General features: G+C 58.9%; 18 protein-coding genes and 1 riboswitch. Of the genes, 13 read left to right on the forward strand and 5 right to left on the reverse strand.

Annotated elements, in window-relative coordinates; all coding sequences use genetic code 11:
* Window positions 1-108 precede the first annotated feature (108 nt).
* From QA646_RS20095 to QA646_RS20125, 7 genes are read left to right on the forward strand one after another with little or no spacing between them, the layout of a single operon-like run.
* Window positions 109-549 (forward strand): acetyl-CoA carboxylase biotin carboxyl carrier protein subunit, encoded by a 441-nt coding sequence (locus QA646_RS20095; RefSeq protein WP_283060008.1) that lies wholly within the window; start codon window positions 109-111, stop codon window positions 547-549.
* Complete coding sequence (locus tag QA646_RS20100) at window positions 549-1,940, forward strand: acetyl-CoA carboxylase biotin carboxylase subunit (RefSeq protein WP_283060009.1); 1,392 nt, start codon at window positions 549-551, stop codon at window positions 1,938-1,940. Before QA646_RS20095 ends, QA646_RS20100 begins: the two co-directional genes overlap by 1 nt.
* Window positions 1,937-2,365, forward strand: coding sequence for an acetyl-CoA carboxylase (locus QA646_RS20105; protein ID WP_283060010.1), 429 nt, complete (start codon window positions 1,937-1,939; stop codon window positions 2,363-2,365). Before QA646_RS20100 ends, QA646_RS20105 begins: the two co-directional genes overlap by 4 nt.
* A complete protein-coding gene (gene pxpB, locus QA646_RS20110; RefSeq protein ID WP_283060011.1) occupies window positions 2,362-3,069 on the forward strand; it encodes a 5-oxoprolinase subunit PxpB in 708 nt (235 codons plus the stop codon). Before QA646_RS20105 ends, pxpB begins: the two co-directional genes overlap by 4 nt.
* Complete coding sequence (locus QA646_RS20115; protein WP_283060012.1) at window positions 3,066-4,061, forward strand: biotin-dependent carboxyltransferase family protein; 996 nt, start codon at window positions 3,066-3,068, stop codon at window positions 4,059-4,061. Before pxpB ends, QA646_RS20115 begins: the two co-directional genes overlap by 4 nt.
* A 31-nt stretch (window positions 4,062-4,092) precedes the next feature.
* The gene (locus tag QA646_RS20120) at window positions 4,093-4,860 is read left to right on the forward strand and encodes a 5-oxoprolinase subunit PxpA (protein ID WP_283060013.1); all 768 of its coding nucleotides are present in this window, start codon (window positions 4,093-4,095) and stop codon (window positions 4,858-4,860) included.
* A 47-nt stretch (window positions 4,861-4,907) separates the two neighbouring features.
* A complete protein-coding gene (locus QA646_RS20125) occupies window positions 4,908-6,113 on the forward strand; it encodes a pyridoxal phosphate-dependent aminotransferase (RefSeq protein WP_283060014.1) in 1,206 nt (401 codons plus the stop codon).
* A gap of 54 nt (window positions 6,114-6,167) precedes the next feature.
* On the opposite strand, the gene nac is transcribed toward QA646_RS20125, so the two are convergent.
* Window positions 6,168-7,073: a nitrogen assimilation transcriptional regulator NAC gene (nac, locus tag QA646_RS20130; RefSeq protein WP_283060015.1), complete on the reverse strand. Its 906-nt coding sequence runs from the start codon at window positions 7,071-7,073 to the stop codon at window positions 6,168-6,170.
* 241 nt (window positions 7,074-7,314) lie between these two features.
* Here nac and QA646_RS20135 point away from each other — a divergent pair, with 241 nt between their 5' ends.
* The 6 genes from QA646_RS20135 (at window position 7,315) to QA646_RS20160 (ending at window position 12,020) form a co-directional block, all read left to right on the forward strand.
* Window positions 7,315-8,094 carry an SDR family oxidoreductase gene (locus QA646_RS20135; RefSeq protein WP_283060016.1) on the forward strand — a complete coding sequence of 260 codons (780 nt, stop codon included), beginning with the start codon at window positions 7,315-7,317 and terminating at the stop codon, window positions 8,092-8,094.
* Window positions 8,091-8,798: an amino acid ABC transporter permease gene (locus QA646_RS20140; RefSeq protein WP_283060017.1), complete on the forward strand. Its 708-nt coding sequence runs from the start codon at window positions 8,091-8,093 to the stop codon at window positions 8,796-8,798. The genes QA646_RS20135 and QA646_RS20140 overlap by 4 nt, the downstream gene beginning before the upstream one ends.
* On the forward strand, window positions 8,795-9,553 hold the full coding sequence (locus QA646_RS20145; protein ID WP_283060018.1) for an amino acid ABC transporter permease: 759 nt from the start codon (window positions 8,795-8,797) through the stop codon (window positions 9,551-9,553). The genes QA646_RS20140 and QA646_RS20145 overlap by 4 nt, the downstream gene beginning before the upstream one ends.
* The gene (locus QA646_RS20150; RefSeq protein ID WP_283060019.1) at window positions 9,550-10,317 is read left to right on the forward strand and encodes an amino acid ABC transporter ATP-binding protein; all 768 of its coding nucleotides are present in this window, start codon (window positions 9,550-9,552) and stop codon (window positions 10,315-10,317) included. Before QA646_RS20145 ends, QA646_RS20150 begins: the two co-directional genes overlap by 4 nt.
* 133 nt (window positions 10,318-10,450) lie before the next feature.
* A complete protein-coding gene (locus QA646_RS20155) occupies window positions 10,451-11,287 on the forward strand; it encodes an ABC transporter substrate-binding protein (RefSeq protein ID WP_283060020.1) in 837 nt (278 codons plus the stop codon).
* A 58-nt stretch (window positions 11,288-11,345) separates the two neighbouring features.
* Window positions 11,346-12,020, forward strand: coding sequence for a 4-carboxy-4-hydroxy-2-oxoadipate aldolase/oxaloacetate decarboxylase (locus QA646_RS20160; protein ID WP_283060022.1), 675 nt, complete (start codon window positions 11,346-11,348; stop codon window positions 12,018-12,020).
* A 216-nt stretch (window positions 12,021-12,236) separates the two neighbouring features.
* Here QA646_RS20160 and QA646_RS20165 read toward each other — a convergent pair whose 3' ends face one another.
* The 4 genes from QA646_RS20165 to QA646_RS20180 all read right to left on the reverse strand — a co-directional run bounded on the left by QA646_RS20165 (window position 12,237) and on the right by QA646_RS20180 (window position 17,139).
* Complete coding sequence (locus QA646_RS20165) at window positions 12,237-13,334, reverse strand: hybrid-cluster NAD(P)-dependent oxidoreductase (protein ID WP_283060023.1); 1,098 nt, start codon at window positions 13,332-13,334, stop codon at window positions 12,237-12,239.
* Window position 13,335: 1 nt separating this feature from the next.
* Window positions 13,336-14,580 (reverse strand): aromatic ring-hydroxylating dioxygenase subunit alpha, encoded by a 1,245-nt coding sequence (locus QA646_RS20170; protein WP_283060024.1) that lies wholly within the window; start codon window positions 14,578-14,580, stop codon window positions 13,336-13,338.
* Window positions 14,581-14,671: 91 nt separating this feature from the next.
* Window positions 14,672-14,869: riboswitch (cobalamin riboswitch) on the reverse strand.
* A 352-nt stretch (window positions 14,870-15,221) separates the two neighbouring features.
* Entirely contained in the window at window positions 15,222-16,259 is a 1,038-nt protein-coding gene (locus QA646_RS20175; protein WP_283060025.1) for a glycine betaine/L-proline ABC transporter ATP-binding protein, read from the reverse strand.
* Window positions 16,252-17,139: a proline/glycine betaine ABC transporter permease gene (locus QA646_RS20180; RefSeq protein ID WP_283060027.1), complete on the reverse strand. Its 888-nt coding sequence runs from the start codon at window positions 17,137-17,139 to the stop codon at window positions 16,252-16,254. Before QA646_RS20180 ends, QA646_RS20175 begins: the two co-directional genes overlap by 8 nt.
* Window positions 17,140-17,207: the final 68 nt, after the last annotated feature.

The following is a 17,207-nucleotide window of genomic DNA, read 5'->3' on the forward strand; positions in this document are numbered from 1 at the left end:
AGTTCTTCTGACCCCATCGTTCGGCCCATCGTGTACGGAGGAAGTCAGCCGAAAGCGGTTCTCATAGTATGGGCCGCGAAGAGGCACTCCGAAATACCGAGTACTCTGATGGACCTGTCGAAAATAAAGACGCTGATCGATTTTGTCGGACGATCGAACATTTCCGAGCTGACGGTAACGGAAAAGGACGTCACGGTTCGGATATTCCGGACACCGGATCGGGCGGCCTCCGCTGCTCCCGCGCAGGTTCCCGAGAAAGCAGCGGCTAGTCCCGTCGCATCCAGCAGCCATGTTTCGGCAAATGCACCGGCCTCGGCCATCACCGTGAAGGCGCCTCTCTTTGGCGTGCTGCACCGCGCACCGGCACCGAAGGAGGAGCCTTTCGTCAGGGTTGGCGACACAGTGGAGGAGGGGCAGACCCTTTTCATCATTGAAGCAATGAAGGTCTTCAACAAAATCGTCGCGCCGCATGCCGGCCGCATTCTGCGCCTGACGGATATCGATGGCAGTGAAGTCGAAACCGGCGACGTGCTGGCGGAGATTGCGTGATGGCAGCGCCTTTCGATAAGGTCGGTCTAGCGGAGCGACGTTTCGACACGGTTCTCATCGCCAATCGAGGCGAGATTGCAGTGCGAATTCAGCGCGCTTGTCGCGAACTTGGTCTGAAGATGGTAGCGATCTGCTCCGAAGCGGACAGGCAGGCAACCTATGGCAAGATGGCCGACCGCCTCCTGTGCATCGGTCCTTCGAGTGCGGCTCGGAGTTACCTCAATCAGGATGCGATCCTGCTTGCCGCGCGTCTGACCGGGGCCGGCGCCATCCATCCCGGTTACGGTTTTCTGTCCGAAAACGCTGCTTTCTCTGAAGCTGTCGAGAAGGCCGGTCTCGTCTTTATCGGTCCCGAGGCTTCCTCAATCGCAACCATGGGTGACAAGATATCGGCAAAGCGGGCGATGATCCTTGCCGGTGTGCCTTGCGTGCCCGGTCCCGACACGGCACTTCCGGATGATCCGGCTTCCATCGAGCGCATCGCGCTGGAAATCGGCTATCCCGTGATCATAAAGGCCGCCGGCGGCGGGGGCGGAAGAGGCATGCGGGTGGTTCCCGAAGCCGGCTCGCTGCACGAGGCCATTGCTCTGACGCGTGAGGAAGCGCGACAGGCCTTCGGTTCTCCGGCGCTCTACATGGAGAAGTTTCTCCAACATCCGCGCCATATCGAGATTCAGGTGCTCTGCGATATCTATGGCAATGCCATCTGGCTCGGACATCGCGATTGCTCGATGCAGCGTCGGCACCAGAAGGTCGTGGAAGAGGCGCCGGCACTGGGGATTTCACCGGAGATAATTAAGCCCGTCGGCATGGCCTGCGTCGAAGCGTGCCGGCAGATCGGCTATCGCGGCGTCGGGACCTTCGAGTTCCTTTACGAGAATGATGCGTTCTATTTCATCGAAATGAACACGCGCCTGCAGGTCGAGCATCCCGTCACCGAAATGACGAGCGGGGTCGATATTGTTCGCGCGCAGATAGAGGTCGCCCAAGGGTTTCGCCTGGAAACGGCCCAGGACGATGTAACCTGTATCGGCCATTCCTTCGAATGCCGCATCAATGCCGAGGATCCTGAAAGCTTCCTGCCTTCGGCAGGCACGATCTCCGATCTTGCCCTGCCGGAAGGGCTGGGCATCCGGGTCGATACCCATATCCATGCCGGCTATCGAATTTCGCCCTATTATGACTCGCTGATCGCCAAGCTGATCGTCCACGCGCCCAATCGGGCGGAAGCGATGGTGAAAATGCGCGAGGCGCTTGCCGCCACTCGAATAGAAGGGATTTCTACCAACCTGCCATTGCTTCGCGCATTGTTCGATGACGAAGGCTTCGCTCGCGGCGGGACGGATATCCACTACCTGCAGCAATGGCTCCAGCATCGGAGGGCGGCATGAGCGCGATCGACTTCAGCGATCCCTCAACCATCGCGGCGCTTACCGATGCATTGACCACAGCGGGGTTAGACGGTCTGGAAATATCGAGACCCGGCGGCAATCTGCGCATCGTGGTTTCCAAAGAGTCAGGCGCCCAAGTCAGCCTGACGGGAGACGCGCAGCCAGGCTTCGCCGCGATACCGGCGGCGACAGTCAAAGCGCCGATGGCAGGTCAGTTCTATGCGCTGCATCCCTCGGATTCCGAAGGAGGTGAGTGTCTGCCTCGTACTGTTGCCGACCAAGACGTAATCGGCTTCATCCGCATCGGTTCCGTATTGCTTCCGATCCCCGCTGGCCGATCCGGTTTGCTGACCAAGCAATTGGTAGAGCCCGACGCCCTGGTCGGATTTGGTGACCCCCTGTTCGAAATCGAGCCGATATCATGATTGCTACTTCGAACACTCTTAAGCCATTGCACGAAATCATCCCCGCCATCAAAGGCCGAGCGCGGGTTTCCTGTATTGGCACTCGATCTTTCCTCCTTGAAGCGCCGGGCGAATTCGATCTGCCCGCACAAAGATGGATCTGGTCCCTGGCGCAAACGGTAAAGGGCTGGGCTGATATTGCGGAAGTGATCCCCGGCATGACCAATCTGCTGGCGATCTTCAAGGAGACGCCCGAAGATCCCGACATCATTGCGACGCGTCTTCTCGATGCATGGAACAACGCCGAGAGCCTCGATCTGGCGGGGAAGGTCATCGAAATCCCCGTTCATTACGGCGGCTCTTACGCAATCGATCTTCCCGCTATCTGCGACTTCTGCGGATTGAGTGATCGCGAGGTGGTGCGCATTCACTACGAGGCGAGCTACCGCGTCTTTGCCTTGGGAAGTGCCCCCGGTTTCGGCTACCTGCATGGCCTCGATCCGCGCATTTACATGCCGCGCAAGACCGTTCCGTCATTGAGGATGGAGAAAGGCAGCGTAACGATCGGGGGAATGCAGACAGGCGTTGCGATGCTGACAGGCCCGAACGGCTGGAACTCCCTTGGCCACGCAGAGCTCCAGATGTTCGATCCGACCTCTGCGACACCAGCCCTGCTGGCGCCTGGCGATACCGTACGCTTCTTACCGGTGAGGATCGAGCTATGATCGAGATCGTCGAGGCCGGTCCCTTCAACACCGTCCAGGATCTTGGCCGACCTGGCTATCGCGATATCGGGGTTTCGGCCTGCGGCGCAATGGATCCTCTGGCCGTGAGGATCGGCAATATTCTCGTGGGCAATGAAGACAATGTTGCCGCGATAGAGGTTCAGACCTTTCCGTTCAAGCTGCGGTTCGAGGCCGGCGGTGTCTTTGCCGTCACGGGTGCGGACGGCCGTCCGATGCTGGACGGTCGGGAGCTGCTTGCCTGGTGTACACATATCGCCGAGCCGGGTCAGATTCTGGAGCTAAAGCAGCCGCCGAAATTGGCCCGCGCCTATATCGTGTTCCGTGGAGGGCTGGATGTGCCGGTCCTCATGGGTTCGCGGAGCACTTCGCTGCGCGGCGGCTTTGGCGGAAATGCCGGTCGCCCGCTCGTCAAAGGCGACAGGATTGGATTCGGCACGTCTTCAGATGCGCTGCCTCTGCCACCAAGCGGCATTGCCGTGGTCGAGCCGGCTGTGGCCTTACGCGATGTCTTTCCGGCTATGATTGACGGCGTGCTGCCGATCCGTGCGATAGCCGCCGGGGAGCATGAACTCTTCGCCGCCGATGGCGAGGCCTTCTGGAGCCAGACCTGGAGGATATCGTCGAGCAGCGACCGCACCGGTTATCGCCTCTCCGGCGAACCGATCAAACCGACGGCAACGGTCGAGATGCGCTCCCATGGCATCGTGCCCGGCGTGATCCAGGTTCCGCCCGGCGGCGAGCCGATCATTCAGATGAGCGACGCCAATACTGCAGGGGGCTATCCCAAGATTGCAGGCGTCATCGAATGCGATCTTTGGCGTCTCGGGCAAGCGCGGATCGGGAGTCGGCTGCGGTTCGTGCGCTCGACGCATGCAGAGGCACGCACGGTTGAGCAGGCCATTGCCCGGTATGTCGCGGATGTCAGGCAGACCTCGCAGATGGTCAAGCGCGCTTTGAAGGCGATGGGCTGACGGCAATCGCAAGGATCAAAGGGAGGAAACGATGAAAATCGATCTGAATTCCGACATGGGCGAGGGTTTCGGTCCTTATCGGCTATGTGATGACGAGGCGATGATGAAGATCGTTTCGTCGGCCAATATCGCCTGTGGTTTTCATGGCGGCGATCCGGACACGATGGCGCGCATGGTGCGTCTGGCGAAAGAAAACGGCGTCGGCATCGGCGCACATCCGGGCCTGCCGGATCGGTCTGGTTTCGGCCGGCGCGAGCTGCCGTTCCAGCCGGACGAGCTTCGACAGCAGATGCTCTATCAGCTTGGCGCATTGATCGCGATCGCCAAAAGCGAAGGCGTGACCGTCGGCCATTTCAGCTTTCATGCCGCCATGGGCAATATGGTCAATCGTAATGCCGCGCTCGCCGATCTGATGATGGATGCCATTGCCACCGTGGATCCGCGTCTTGTTGTGTTCGTGACACCTGACAGTGTAATCGAAAAGGCGGCAAAACGCGCGAAACTCAAGACGTTAGCGCTGTTTCTGGCCGATCGCGCCTATGATGCCCGCGGCGCGCTCGTTGCCCGCGGCCTGCCGGGGGCATTGGTCAAGGACGAGGCTTCTGTTCGGGCGCGGGTGCGCCGTTTTCTGGCGGACGGAACCGTCGAGGCCATCGATGGCACCACAATCCAGATGCCGGCGAGATCGATCCTCGTGCACAGCGATACGCCCGGCTCGCTGGAGCTCGCCCGTATCGTCCGCAGCGAAATCGAGGCTTCCGGCGCCACGCTCGCGCCTGCGGCCGAGCTTGCATCCTGATTTGCTTCCAGCAACCAAGTTTTCCATCTCAGCGAAAGATCACGTCGATGCCTTCCATAGCCGATCGCCTCAAGAACGTCTCCATATCCGCTTCTGCTGCCATGACTCAGCGCGCCAGGGAACTGGCCGCCAAGGGCATCAAAGTCGTCAGTCTTTCATCCGGGGAGCCGGACTTTCCAACGCCTGCCCACGCGATCGAGGCAGCGCATGCCGCAGCGCTGCGCGGCGATACGAAATATCCGCCGATGGACGGCACGCCGGCGCTGAAGGCCGCGATCAGCAGAAAGTTCAAGCGCGACAACAATCTCGACTACGATGCCAGCCAGATCGTCGTGTCCGGCGGCGGCAAGCAGGTGATCTTCAACGCGATGCTTGCCACCTGCAATCCCGGCGACGAGGTCGTCATTCCGACCCCGTCTTGGGTCAGCTACGCCGATATCGTCAAGTTTGCCGGCGGTGTCCCGGTCGCCGTGCCTTGCTTCGAACAGGCTGGCTTTAAGCTGCGTCCGGAGGATCTTGAGGCCGCGATCACACCGCGTACGAAATGGCTTATCCTGAACTTCCCGAACAATCCGACGGGTGCTGCCTGCTCGCGCGCGGAAATGGCTGCCATTGCCGAAGTCATGTTGCGCCATCCGAACGTCTGGATCCTGACTGACGATATCTACGAGCATCTGGTTTATGGCGGCTTCGAATTCTGCACGATCGCCGATGCGGAGCCCAAGCTTTATGATCGCGTCCTGACGATGAACGGTGTCTCCAAGGCCTATGCCATGACCGGCTGGCGATTGGGATATTGCGCCAGCGGATCGAAGGAATTGATTGCGGCGATCAGCAACGTCAACGGTCAGAACAGCGGCGGCACGACCACCGTCACACAAGCGGCGGCCATTGCGGCACTCGACGGGCCTCAAGACCTCCTCAAGGAGCGCGCGGCCATCTACAGGGAAAGGCGCGATTTTGTTCTCGATCAACTGTCGAAGATCGAGGGACTGCGCTGCCACAAGCCCGAGGGCGCCTTCTACATCTATCCCAACATGTCCGGTCTGATCGGCAAGACCACCAAGGGCGGACGCAAGATCGAGACGGATGTCGATTTCGTCATGGCACTTGTGGATGAGCACCACGTCGCGACGGTGCAGGGCGCTGCCTATGGCATGAGCCCCTATTTCCGCATCTCCTATGCGACAAGCATGGAAATGCTTGGCGAAGGCTGCGCCCGTATCGCCCAGTTCTGCCGCGATATGCGCTGATAGATGATCGGGCCGGTTTTCGGGTCGAAATCCGCCAACGCCTGCTGTCAGGCTTCAGAGCTTCAGGTGTTCGGTCAGCTCGACGAGGATGTCCTTGACGGCGAAGGCCGGCTCCGACAGGGAACTCTGATCGGATGTGCAAAGCGACAGCGTTTCCTCGATGCGAGGCGTGACCAGCCGGCAGACGAGAGGCTCGCTCGATTCCGACACGATGCGGTCGGCGATCGCCTTTGGCATGATGGTCGCGCCAAGGCCGGTGCCAACTGCGCGCGCCAGGGTTCTAACGATTTCGACTTCGGCGACGACTTTGAGATTGATCCGGCTGCGCGTGAAGGCGGCATCGACGGCCCGGCGTACGAAATTGTAAGCCGGCGGCAACAGCATCGGCATTCCATCCAGCGCGCTGACCGGCACGGGCTTCGGGTCTGAATCGATCGCGAAATTGCGGTGGGCAACGAAATAGAATTCCTCTCTGAGGATCGGTTCGAACCGTACGCCCTTGATCGGCCCGACGCCGTGGATCAACGCCATTTCCAGCCGACCGTTCATGATCATCTGACTGTAGGTCTGACCGACACTCTCCGTCAGATGCAGCAGAATCCCGGGGTGCCTCTTTCTTGTTTCCGCCAGAAGATCGACCGAAAGAGTGGCGGCACTGCTGAAAGGCACGAGGCCGACAGAAACCCGCCCCGCAAGCGAATTGCCGGCGGCGGCTGCATCCGTCTGTGCCTGTTCCATCTGGCGGAGAATGATCTGCGCATGCCGGTAGACCGCATGTCCGGCATCGGTCATGCTGACGCCCTGCTGGCTTCGGATCAGGAGTTTCTGGCCGAAATGCTCCTCGAGCGCCGCCAACTGCTGGCTGAGTGCCGGCTGGGCGAGGTGCAGGATATCGGCAGCCCGCGTGATGCTGCCGCTGTCCACGATGGCGATGAAGGATTTGAAACGTCTAATATCCATGGCATTGGGTGCTATTCTGTCTTTGCGGGCATGTTTGCAGACGCGCATCCGTTTTGCAACGCGGACTGATGCGGGAAAGCCATGCGGGCTCCGGCAAAAAGAGGCAATTGCCCGCGCCCGCGACCCGCTCGCCCGTGGCCGGCCAGTCTCCATAAAAGTTACTTATTACTCCAAAAGTAATCGGTCTTAGGCAAGCAGTTAAAGCTCCGCTAATCTCCATGGCAACAAAAAGGGGATCAGAATGCCATTCTCCGATTACAAGACCGCGTTGGTCACTGGCGCTTCCTCCGGCATCGGCGCAGCCGTCGTAGAGCGGCTTCGCCGCGAGAACATCGAAGTGCATGCGATTGCTCGCAGCGCCGGTCCGCTGAAGGAACTGGCGGAACGCACGGGATGCGTTGCACACGTCATCGATGTGACAGATCGCGCGGCCATTGCCGAACTCGCGAACCGCGTTCAGTTCGACATTCTGATCAACAATGCCGGCGTCGACCGGCCGAAAAAATTCCTTCAAGCCGACGAAGAGGACATAGACCTCCTCGTCGACGTCAATCTCCGCGCCGTCCTGCATATCTGCCGTCTGATCGTGCCGGGAATGGTGGCGCGCGACCGCGGCCATGTCGTCAACGTCTCCTCGATTGCCGGCAACTATAATTTCGGCGGCAACTCCACCTATCATGCCGTCAAAGCGGGCGTCGCCATGCTGTCGAACCAGTTGCGTATCGATGCGTTCGGCAAGCGCGTCCGCGTGACCGAAATCTGCCCCGGCCGCGTCGCGACCGATATTTTCAATCACGTCCATGGCAGCGACCCGAGTGTGCGCGAACGTTTCATCGACGGTTTCGAGCTGCCGCAAGCCGTCGATATCGCAGAGGCGATCGCCTTTGCTATCGCCGCGCCGGTCGCGGTCAATATCGGCCACATGGAAATCACCCCGACATTGCAGGTGATGGGCGGCCTTCAGACGGCAAAGCCAGAGACCCCAGCCGCCAAATCCGACGCGGAAGGTGCCAAGCGGTGAGCGGGTTCGATCTCTCGGCCATCCTGAGCAATCCGGACTATCTGACGATGCTCCTGCAGGGCATCGAGATGACTTTCGTCATCTACATCGGCTCCTGGCTGCTTGCCATGACGCTCGCCATTCTGCTTTTTGCGTTCCGCATGTCGCCACTTCGTATTGGTGACCCCGTCGTAAAAGCCTACGTCTCCTATCACCGCAATGTTCCGACCCTTGTGCAGCTCATGCTGTGGTATTTCGGGATCTATTCGCTGATGCCACAAGGCGCGACCGACTGGCTCGCCAACCATAATGCCGAGGCCATATTCGCAGTCATCGGGCTGGGTTTGTGTCAAGCGGCCTATTTCAGTGAGGACTTGCGTTCCGGCCTTCGTTCCGTCGGTCCAGGGCAGATGGAGGCCGCCAAAGCTCTCGGGCATGGCTACCTCTCCGCAATGCGTTTCGTGATCATGCCCCAGGGCCTGCGTAATGCACTGCCGCCACTGATCAATCACAGTGTATCCCTTTTCAAAAACAGCAGTCTCGCTATCGTCGTCGGTGCGTCTGAGCTTACGCATGCGATCAAGGAGATCGACAACGTCAGTTTCCGCACCTTTGAGATCTACCTGATCGGCACCGTAATCTATCTGTTCTTCTCCCTCATCATCATGGCGTTGGGTGCATATCTCTCCATGCGATCCGATCCGGTGCGGAGGGCGCGGGCATGATCCAGGACGTCATCAATATCATCCATGACTATTGGCTTCTGCTGCTGATCGGCCAGTATCCCAACGGCCCGCTGGGCGGTCTTGCCAATACGCTTATCCTTTCCGCACTCGCCATCGCGCTCGCATTCCCGGTCAGCATCCTGCTTGCAATGGCGCGCCTTTCCAAATGGGCGGTCCTCAGATGGCCGGTGACCGGTCTGGTCTACATCACACGCGGCGTTCCGCTGCTGATGCTGATCCTTTGGTCCTATTTCCTCGTTCCGTTATGGACCGGCGCCGACGTGCCAAGTTTCCTGATCATGCTGGTAACGCTTGTCATCTACGAAGGCGCGTTCTTGAGCGAGGTCGTGCGGGCCGGCATTGTTTCACTGGGCCAAGGGCAAATGGACGCCGCCAGGGCCCTCGGCCATAGTTATATCGGAGCGATGCGCTTCGTGATCCTGCCGCAGGCGCTCTACAATATGATCCCGAGCATGATTTCGACGTTCGTCTCGACGATCAAGGACACGACGCTTGGTTATGTCATCAACGTGCCGGATCTCACGTTCGCGGCAAGCCAGGTGAACAACCAACTTCTCTCGCAGCCCTTCCAGGTCTTCTTCATCCTCGCCGCGGTCTACTATCTCCTTTGCTGGAGCCTTACCCAAATCGCCAACAGCGTGGAAAAGCGAATTACTCGCCGACGCGCGGGGCCGAGCAAAGCTCGCCTTCGCACCGATGTCGTTCCTCTCAAAACATTTAGGGAGCAGCTATGAGCATCCCAGTTCCCGGGCCGCAGGACCCTCAGGAGATCCGTCTTCACGAGGTCTGCAAGAGCTACGGTCATTACCAGGTGTTGAAGAACATCAACGCCGATGTCAGCCGCGGCGAGGTCGTCGTCATTTGTGGGCCGTCCGGTTCCGGCAAGTCCACCCTGATCCGTACGGTCAACAGGCTGGAGGAGATCAACAGCGGTTCGATAGATTTCGAAGGCAAGAATATTCATGCTCCGATGAGCGGTTCTGAGCTAAACCGGCTACGTAGCCGGATCGGTTTCGTTTTTCAGAATTTCAACCTGTTTCCCCATTTGTCTGTCATCGACAACATTTCCATGTCGCCAATCCGGGTGAAGGGCGTGCCGGCGAACGTCGCGCGCGACAAGGCCGTTGCGCTGCTTCATCGCGTCGGCCTTGCCGACAAGGCAAATGCCTATCCCGGTCAGCTTTCGGGTGGTCAGCAGCAGCGTGTGGCCATCGCCCGCGCGCTCGCGATGGAGCCGCCTGTCATGCTCTTTGATGAACCGACGAGCGCGCTCGATCCGGAGATGGTGGGCGAGGTGCTGAGCGTCATGAAAAGCCTGGCGGCCGAAGGAATGACCATGCTCTGCGTCACGCATGAAATGGGCTTTGCCCGCGATGTGGCCGACCGCATTTGGTTCATCGATGCTGGTGAGATCCTGGAGACCGCTCCGCCGGAAGAGTTCTTTAAAAATCCCCGCCATCCCAGAGCTCAGCGCTTTCTTTCCGATCTGCGCCACTAGAGCAATTCCAGGAAAAGTGCATGAGCCGCTTTCCGTCCGGAATTGTGAAAAAACAAAGAGATAGAGCGGTTCCAAGATTCCGTGAAAAGCTGAACCGCTCTGGGCATCACAAATCATAACAAGGAGAACAGCAATGAACTGGAAATGCTTCACTATACCGCTGGCAGTCGCGGGCATCGCAGTCGCCATGCCGGCCAAGGCCGATCAACTCGACACGATCATGTCGGCAAAGACACTGCGCTGCGCGACCTATGCGGATGTCCCGCCGTTTTCCTCTCCTGATCCCAAGACCCGCGAAATGGTTGGGTTCGACGTCGATCTGTGCAAGGCGATCGCAAACGAACTCGGCGTGAAAGCCGAGATCAAGCCGATTTCGGTCGAGGCGCGCGTCCCTGAAGTCAAGCTTGGCCGCGTCGACATCACGGTCGCCAACCTTGCCTACACGCTGAGCCGCGCCGAGCAGATCCAGTTCAGCGATCCCTATTATGTTGCCAAGGAAATGCTCATTGTTCCCGCCGATGACGCCGGCAAGAAGAAGGCCGATTACGAAGGCCAGCGTCTTGCCTCGACCAAGGGCTCGACCTCGGAACTGGCGATCAAGCTCAACAAATCCGACCCGCTCACCTTCCAGGATACGGGATCTGCCTACCTCGCCGTTCAGCAGGGCAAGGCGCGCGGCATGGTGGCGAACACCATGACGACGACGCTGCTGGTCAACCAGTCGCAGACCAAGGGCAAGAAAATGCGCATGATCGACGAGCCGATGCTGTTGGAGCCGGTCGGTGTCGGCATGCAGAAGGACCAGCCTGCGCTAACCGCAAAGATCAACGCAATCCTGCACAAGCTCGACGACTCCGGCGAGATCAACAAGATCTGGGACAAATGGCTTGGCCCGAACACCGAATACAAGATGACCCGCAACGAGAAGGTCGTACCGATCTCCGAATTGAAGTTCGACCCGATCCCCTAACGCCGTTGTCGATCGCCGGCGGCAATGCCTGCCGCCGGCCTAACCATGAGAAGTTTCCATGACCCACATCAAAGATATCGCCGAACGACCGAGCAAAGCAGACATCGAGGCGCTCTCCAAATTTTCGCCCGCAACGATCCATGAGGCCCAGGGCCGCCGCGGCGCACTGTCCTCACGCTTGAAGCCCGTGGACTATCGCATGAAGCTTTGCGGCCCGGCCTTCACGGTGAAGTGCGCGCCGCGCGACAACATCATGCTGCAGCTTGCGATCAACTACGCAAGGCCGGGCGACATCATCGTCGTCTCCGCGGGCGAATATGAGGAAGCGGGCTCCTTCGGCGATGTTCTGGCCAATGCCTGCCTCGCCAAGGGCATCGGCGGATTGGTGACCGATACTGGCGTGCGCGATACGCTTCAGTTGCGGCAACTCGGATTTCCGGTCTTCTCGCTCAGCGTCTGCATCAAAGGCACGGTCAAGGAGACGATCGCAGCGGTCAACGATCCTGTCATCGTCGGCGGAGAGATCATCAATCCCGGCGATATCGTCGTCGGCGACGCGGACGGTCTCGTTGTCGTTCGTAGAGGAGACGCGCAAGAGGCAGCGCGGCTTTCGCAGGCGCGTGAGGATGCCGAGGCAGGCTATATCGAAGCCTACAAGCAAGGCAAATCGGTCATCGAAGTCAGCAAGCTTGAACCAGTGCTGAAAGCCAAGGGTCTCATCGTCGATATCTGACGGTATCTTTGAGCCATCCCCTCCCAAGCGGATAGCTCTCGGTTCGCTCGCATTCTACTCCTGGCGAGCGAACCGAAGCTCAACTTTTAGTGCGAGAGCCAATGTAAGACCGACCACGGCCACCGCAATTTCAGCGGTTTCCGGCAAAGACCGCACCCGCAGGATACGGCGCCTTCAGGAAAGCGACGCCACCGATATCTGTGGGCGCGCTCCATCTCACGCCTCGATCGACACATCTCCGATTGGCTGCGAGCAGCAGGCCAGGATGTAGCCTTCCTCGATTTCCTCATCGAGAATGCCGCCGTTGTGACGCATATCGACTTCGCCGGAAACCTTCATGATACGGCAAGTGCCGCATAGGCCACCCTCGCAGGCAGCACCGATGCGTACGCCGATGGCGCGGGCCGTCTGCAGGATCGTCTGGCCAGGCGGGCATTTTGCGTCCTTGCCGGCCATGGTGAAGGTGACCGTCGCAACCGCATCGGCATCGGTCTCGCCCGGGCCGGCGCGCACCGCAAGTTCCTCGGCGGCGGGTGCTGCCGCCGGCTGGAAGCTTTCCTCATGGTAACGGTCCATGTTGAAGCCGCAGACCTTCAACATGTCGCGCACGCCGCGCATGAAGGGCTCGGGACCGCAACAAAACACCGTGCGCTCGCGGAAGTCGGGGGTGAGCAATGAAAGACGAGCCGCATCGATGCGGCCACGCAGCCCATGCCAGCCGTCACGCGGATTGTGGTTCTTGACGATGAAGCCGAGCGAAAGCTTCGGCATCTGCGCCGCGAGACATTCAAGTTCCGTCTTGAAGAGCAGGTCGTCCGGTGTGCGGGCGCAGGAGATGAAGGCAACGTCCGCCTGCGGCGTGCAGTCTGCCATCCAGCGGATCATCGACATCATCGGTGTGATGCCGGAGCCGCCGGAGATGAAGAGATATTTTTCGCCGGGATGGCGCACGAATGAGAAGTCGCCGAGCGGCCCGAAGGCCTTCAGCTTCATACCTGGCCTCAGATTGTCGAACATCCAGCGCGTACCGATGCTCGTCGCCTGGGCCTTCACCGTCACGGAGACGGAAAAGGGTCGTGAGGGCGTCGACGACAGCGTATAGGTGCGGAATACCGGCTCGTTCTCGGAAACGGGTAACTCCAGGGTCACAAATTGGCCCGGCAAATATCGGAACCAATTGTCTCGGTCGGAGCGGAACGTGAAGGTCATTACGTCCGCCGTCTCCTCCGTGGCGGCGATGCACTCCAACAGGTCGTGGCGGTCATTCCACGGCTGCAGTTCGTCGAAGTGGCGAAATGTGCTGACGGTCGTCATATCATGCCACCTGCAACAGAGGCTTCTTCACGCCGTCGAGTCGATCGATCATGAAGTTGGAATACCATTCAACGAACTGCATGACGCCATTTTCGTCTTCCGGCGAGTAGGGGCCGGGTTCGTAAGCGGGCGAGCGGATGCCGAAGGCATTTTCTTCAACAATCCGACGGTCCTGATCGTTCGTCTCGGTCCAGACATGCGTAAGCTCATCAAGGCGGTAGTCGACGCCTTCGACCGCATCCTTGTTGACGAGCCATTTGGTCGTGACCTGCGTCCGTTCCGGCCCGAGCGGCAAAACGCGGAAGGTGACCGCGTGGTCTGCGAGCACGTGGTTCCAGGTGGTAGGATAGTGGAAGAGCAGGAGCGTGCCGATACCGCTTTCCAGCATGTCGTTGGCGAGCGGACGCTGCACTGCACGGGCACCTGACATGGTATAGCTCTCGGCGTTTTGGATGAGCGGCATGCGTGCGGCACGGAATTGGCCGGTCGGCGAGATGCGGAATTCGCTCGGAAGTCCCGCTGCCTCGCACTTAGCCCAGTGCTCGGCGATGACCGGATCATCCTTGGCACCCTGCACGCCGGTAGCACTTGGCGCCTCCGGATAAGTGCGGCAAAGTTCCGGGTGATTGGCGGCGCAGTGATAGCACTCGCGATTGTTTTCCCAGACGAGCTTCCAATTGCCTTTCTCGATGATCGTGCTTTCGAAAGCGACCTTCGTTTCGCCGAGACGATGTCGTGCAAGGTAGGGCTCGACGGTATCTCGGAAGGGCGCGAAATCCGGTGCCTGGTCGGCAAGGCAGATGAAGATGTATCCGCCGACGGTCTGGCAATGGATCGGCTTCAGGCCATGTTGGCTCTTGTCGAAATCCTCGGCCATATGGCGGGCGAACAGCAGGCTGCCATCCAGCTCATAGGTCCACTGGTGATAGGGACAAACAAGTTTCGCCGACGAGCCCCTGTCTTGCGCACAGACGCGCGAGCCGCGATGGCGACAGGAATTGTGCAGCGCGTGGATTGTTCCATTCCGGTCGCGGGTGACAACGACGGAATAGTCGCCGACCTGCGCCGTGAAATAATTGCCGGCCTTGGGGATTTCGCAGTCGTGACCGATGAACAGCCAGTCGCGATACCAGATGGTCTCCAAGTCGAGCTTGTAATAGTCGGGATCGGTGTAAAAAGCCTGCTCGAGGCTGTAACCTTGGCGCCGGTTCTTGAGCTTGCGGAGCACGTCGCTGGCAGTATCCATTCTCTTGATCCCCAAAGGGACTGTTGGATGGCATCGTCGGCATCGATACCGCAAAGCGGTACCCCCGCCTGATCGCCCATCGCAATCAGTCGTTTCATTTTTCGTCTCGAACTGGCTTCCGGGCTTCAGAACTGTCCGTTCGGACTTCGACAGGCCTTCCGAGGCAAACAGCCAGTGGAACTTTGTCGATATTCGCTCTGCTACCGTTACGAGGGCGGCGGCGAAGGTCGCCGGCTTTCCAATTATCCGCATCACCGTTCGATGCCGCACCCGAGAACGGCTTGAACATAACGCATCGCTTAACGCGCCCAAGCGTGCATCGCGACATTTGTGTCGCAGATTGAATATGGCGCATAGATTTAAAAAGAGCGCCCGCTTGGTGCGGTTTTTAAGCGCAACTCGTCGGCTGCACGAAAGACGCTGATGCTACTTTCAGAATGGTTGGCAAGCTGGATCTCTTCGGAAAGGGCCGGTTATTTTTCCGATATTCAAACAGTCGGAATTTGGTCGCGTCTCGGCCAACGACGTTTCGCAGATGGTGCGCTTGCTCACCTATCCGCCTTATTTAAGGGTTCAAGCCAATATGGCTAACCAGGTGGCTACAGGCGAAACTACAATCCGCCTGCGCCCAGACTTGGTCGTTAGTGCGAATTGACCATGGCCGTCGCCAGCTGGCGAAAATTCACGACTCCAAGCGGTTGACCCGTTGGTGCGACGACATGAACCTCTCCGTCAGGGGAAGAGCATAACAAGCGCACCGCTTCTTCAACTGTGGTGCCTGCTGCGATCGTTGGCCTGCCAGTCGGGGCTGCCGATGGTAGTGGCATCATGATAGCCTCGACCTGAACGACGCGCCCTCTGTTGACCTCTTTTACGAAATTGGCGACGTATTCGTCGGCCGGCCGCAGGACGATATCCTGGCTGGTACCCTGCTGGATGACTTCGCCGTCGCGCAGGATCGCGATCTGATCGCCGAGACGAAGCGCCTCGTCGAGGTCATGGGTGATGAAGACGATGGTTTTCTTGATCTCCTTCTGCAGATCCAGAAGAACCGTCTGCATGTCCATGCGGATCAGCGGATCGAGAGCCGAATAGGCCTCGTCCATCAGAAGAACGGGGGCGTCGTTGGCAAGCGCTCGGGCGAGGCCGACGCGCTGCTGCATGCCGCCCGAAAGCTGGTTGGGATATTTTTTCTCAAATCCCTTGAGGCCGACGCGCTCCAGCCAATTCATGGCAATGACAACGCTCTTCGCCCGGTCCATGCCCTGCACTTCGAGGCCGTAAACGGTGTTGTCGAGCACATTGCGATGAGGAAGGAGCGCGAACTTCTGGAACACCATTGCTGTCTGATGCCTGCGGAATTGCCGAAGCTTATCCGCATTCATCTTCACGATGTCGACGCCGTCCACCAGCATTTCACCGGCCGTTGGGTCGATGAGGCGATTGATATGCCGGATCAAGGTGGACTTGCCCGAGCCGGAAAGCCCCATGATGACCTGGATGCATCCCGAAGGAATTTCGAGGTTGATGTCCTTCAGCCCCAGAACGTGGCCATGCTTCTCATTGAGATCCGCTTTGGTCAGGCCGTTCTGAACGGCCTCGATATGGGCTTTGGGATTGGGTCCAAAGATCTTGTAGAGATGGCGGACCTTGATGCCGCCGAAATGATGATCAGCCATGGACGGTCTCCCGGTGTTTCTGGATTCTCTTGCCATAGGCCTGGCTCACACGGTCGAAGATGATGGCAATGCCGACGATCGCGAGGCCATTGAAAATACCGAGCGTGAAATACTGGTTGGCAATGGCCTTCAGAACCGGCTGACCGAGTCCCTGAACGCCGATCATCGAGGCAATGACGACCATCGCCAAAGCCATCATGATCGTCTGGTTGATACCGGCCATGATGGTGGGGAGGGCGAGCGGCAATTGCACCTTGAAAAGCTTCTGCCAGTTGGACGATCCAAAAGCATCGGCGGCCTCGAGAACGTCCTTGTCGACAAGGCGAATGCCAAGGTCAGTAAGTCTGATCATCGGCGGAATGGCATAGATGACCACGGCGATGAGGCCCGGCACTTTGCCGATCCCGAGCAACATGACCACGGGGATGAGATAGACGAAACTCGGCATCGTCTGCATGACGTCGAGGATGGGGTTGACCACCTTCTGTATGCGATCGGAGCGGGACATGATGATGCCCATCGGAATGCCGATGGCGATCGACAGCAGGGTGCACACGAAGATCATGGAGACCGTCCGCATGGTGTCGTCCCACATGTCGAAATAGCCGATCAGCAGGAGCGTCACGAGACAGCCGACGACGATTTTCATGCTTCGGCTTGCTGCCCAGGCGACCGCAAGAATGATCAGGGTGATGATCGGCCACGGCGTTTGCGTCATGAAACGATCGGCCGCGATCAGAAAGTGCTGCAGCGGAGAGAAAAAGCTTTCGATCGCGTCGCCATAGCCGCGGGTGAATGTTCGAAACGCTTCGTCGATACCCTTCTTCAGGCTGGCGAGTGTTTCATCGTTCATGTGTGGAAATTGGTAAAACCATTCCATTCGGTTCCCCTTTTTTAAAAAAGAAGCCGTGGCAAGTCTTTTTGATTTTATCGGCAGCTAGGAAGCGG

The organism is Rhizobium sp. CB3090 (genome assembly GCF_029714285.1).
Lineage (GTDB): Bacteria > Pseudomonadota > Alphaproteobacteria > Rhizobiales > Rhizobiaceae > Rhizobium.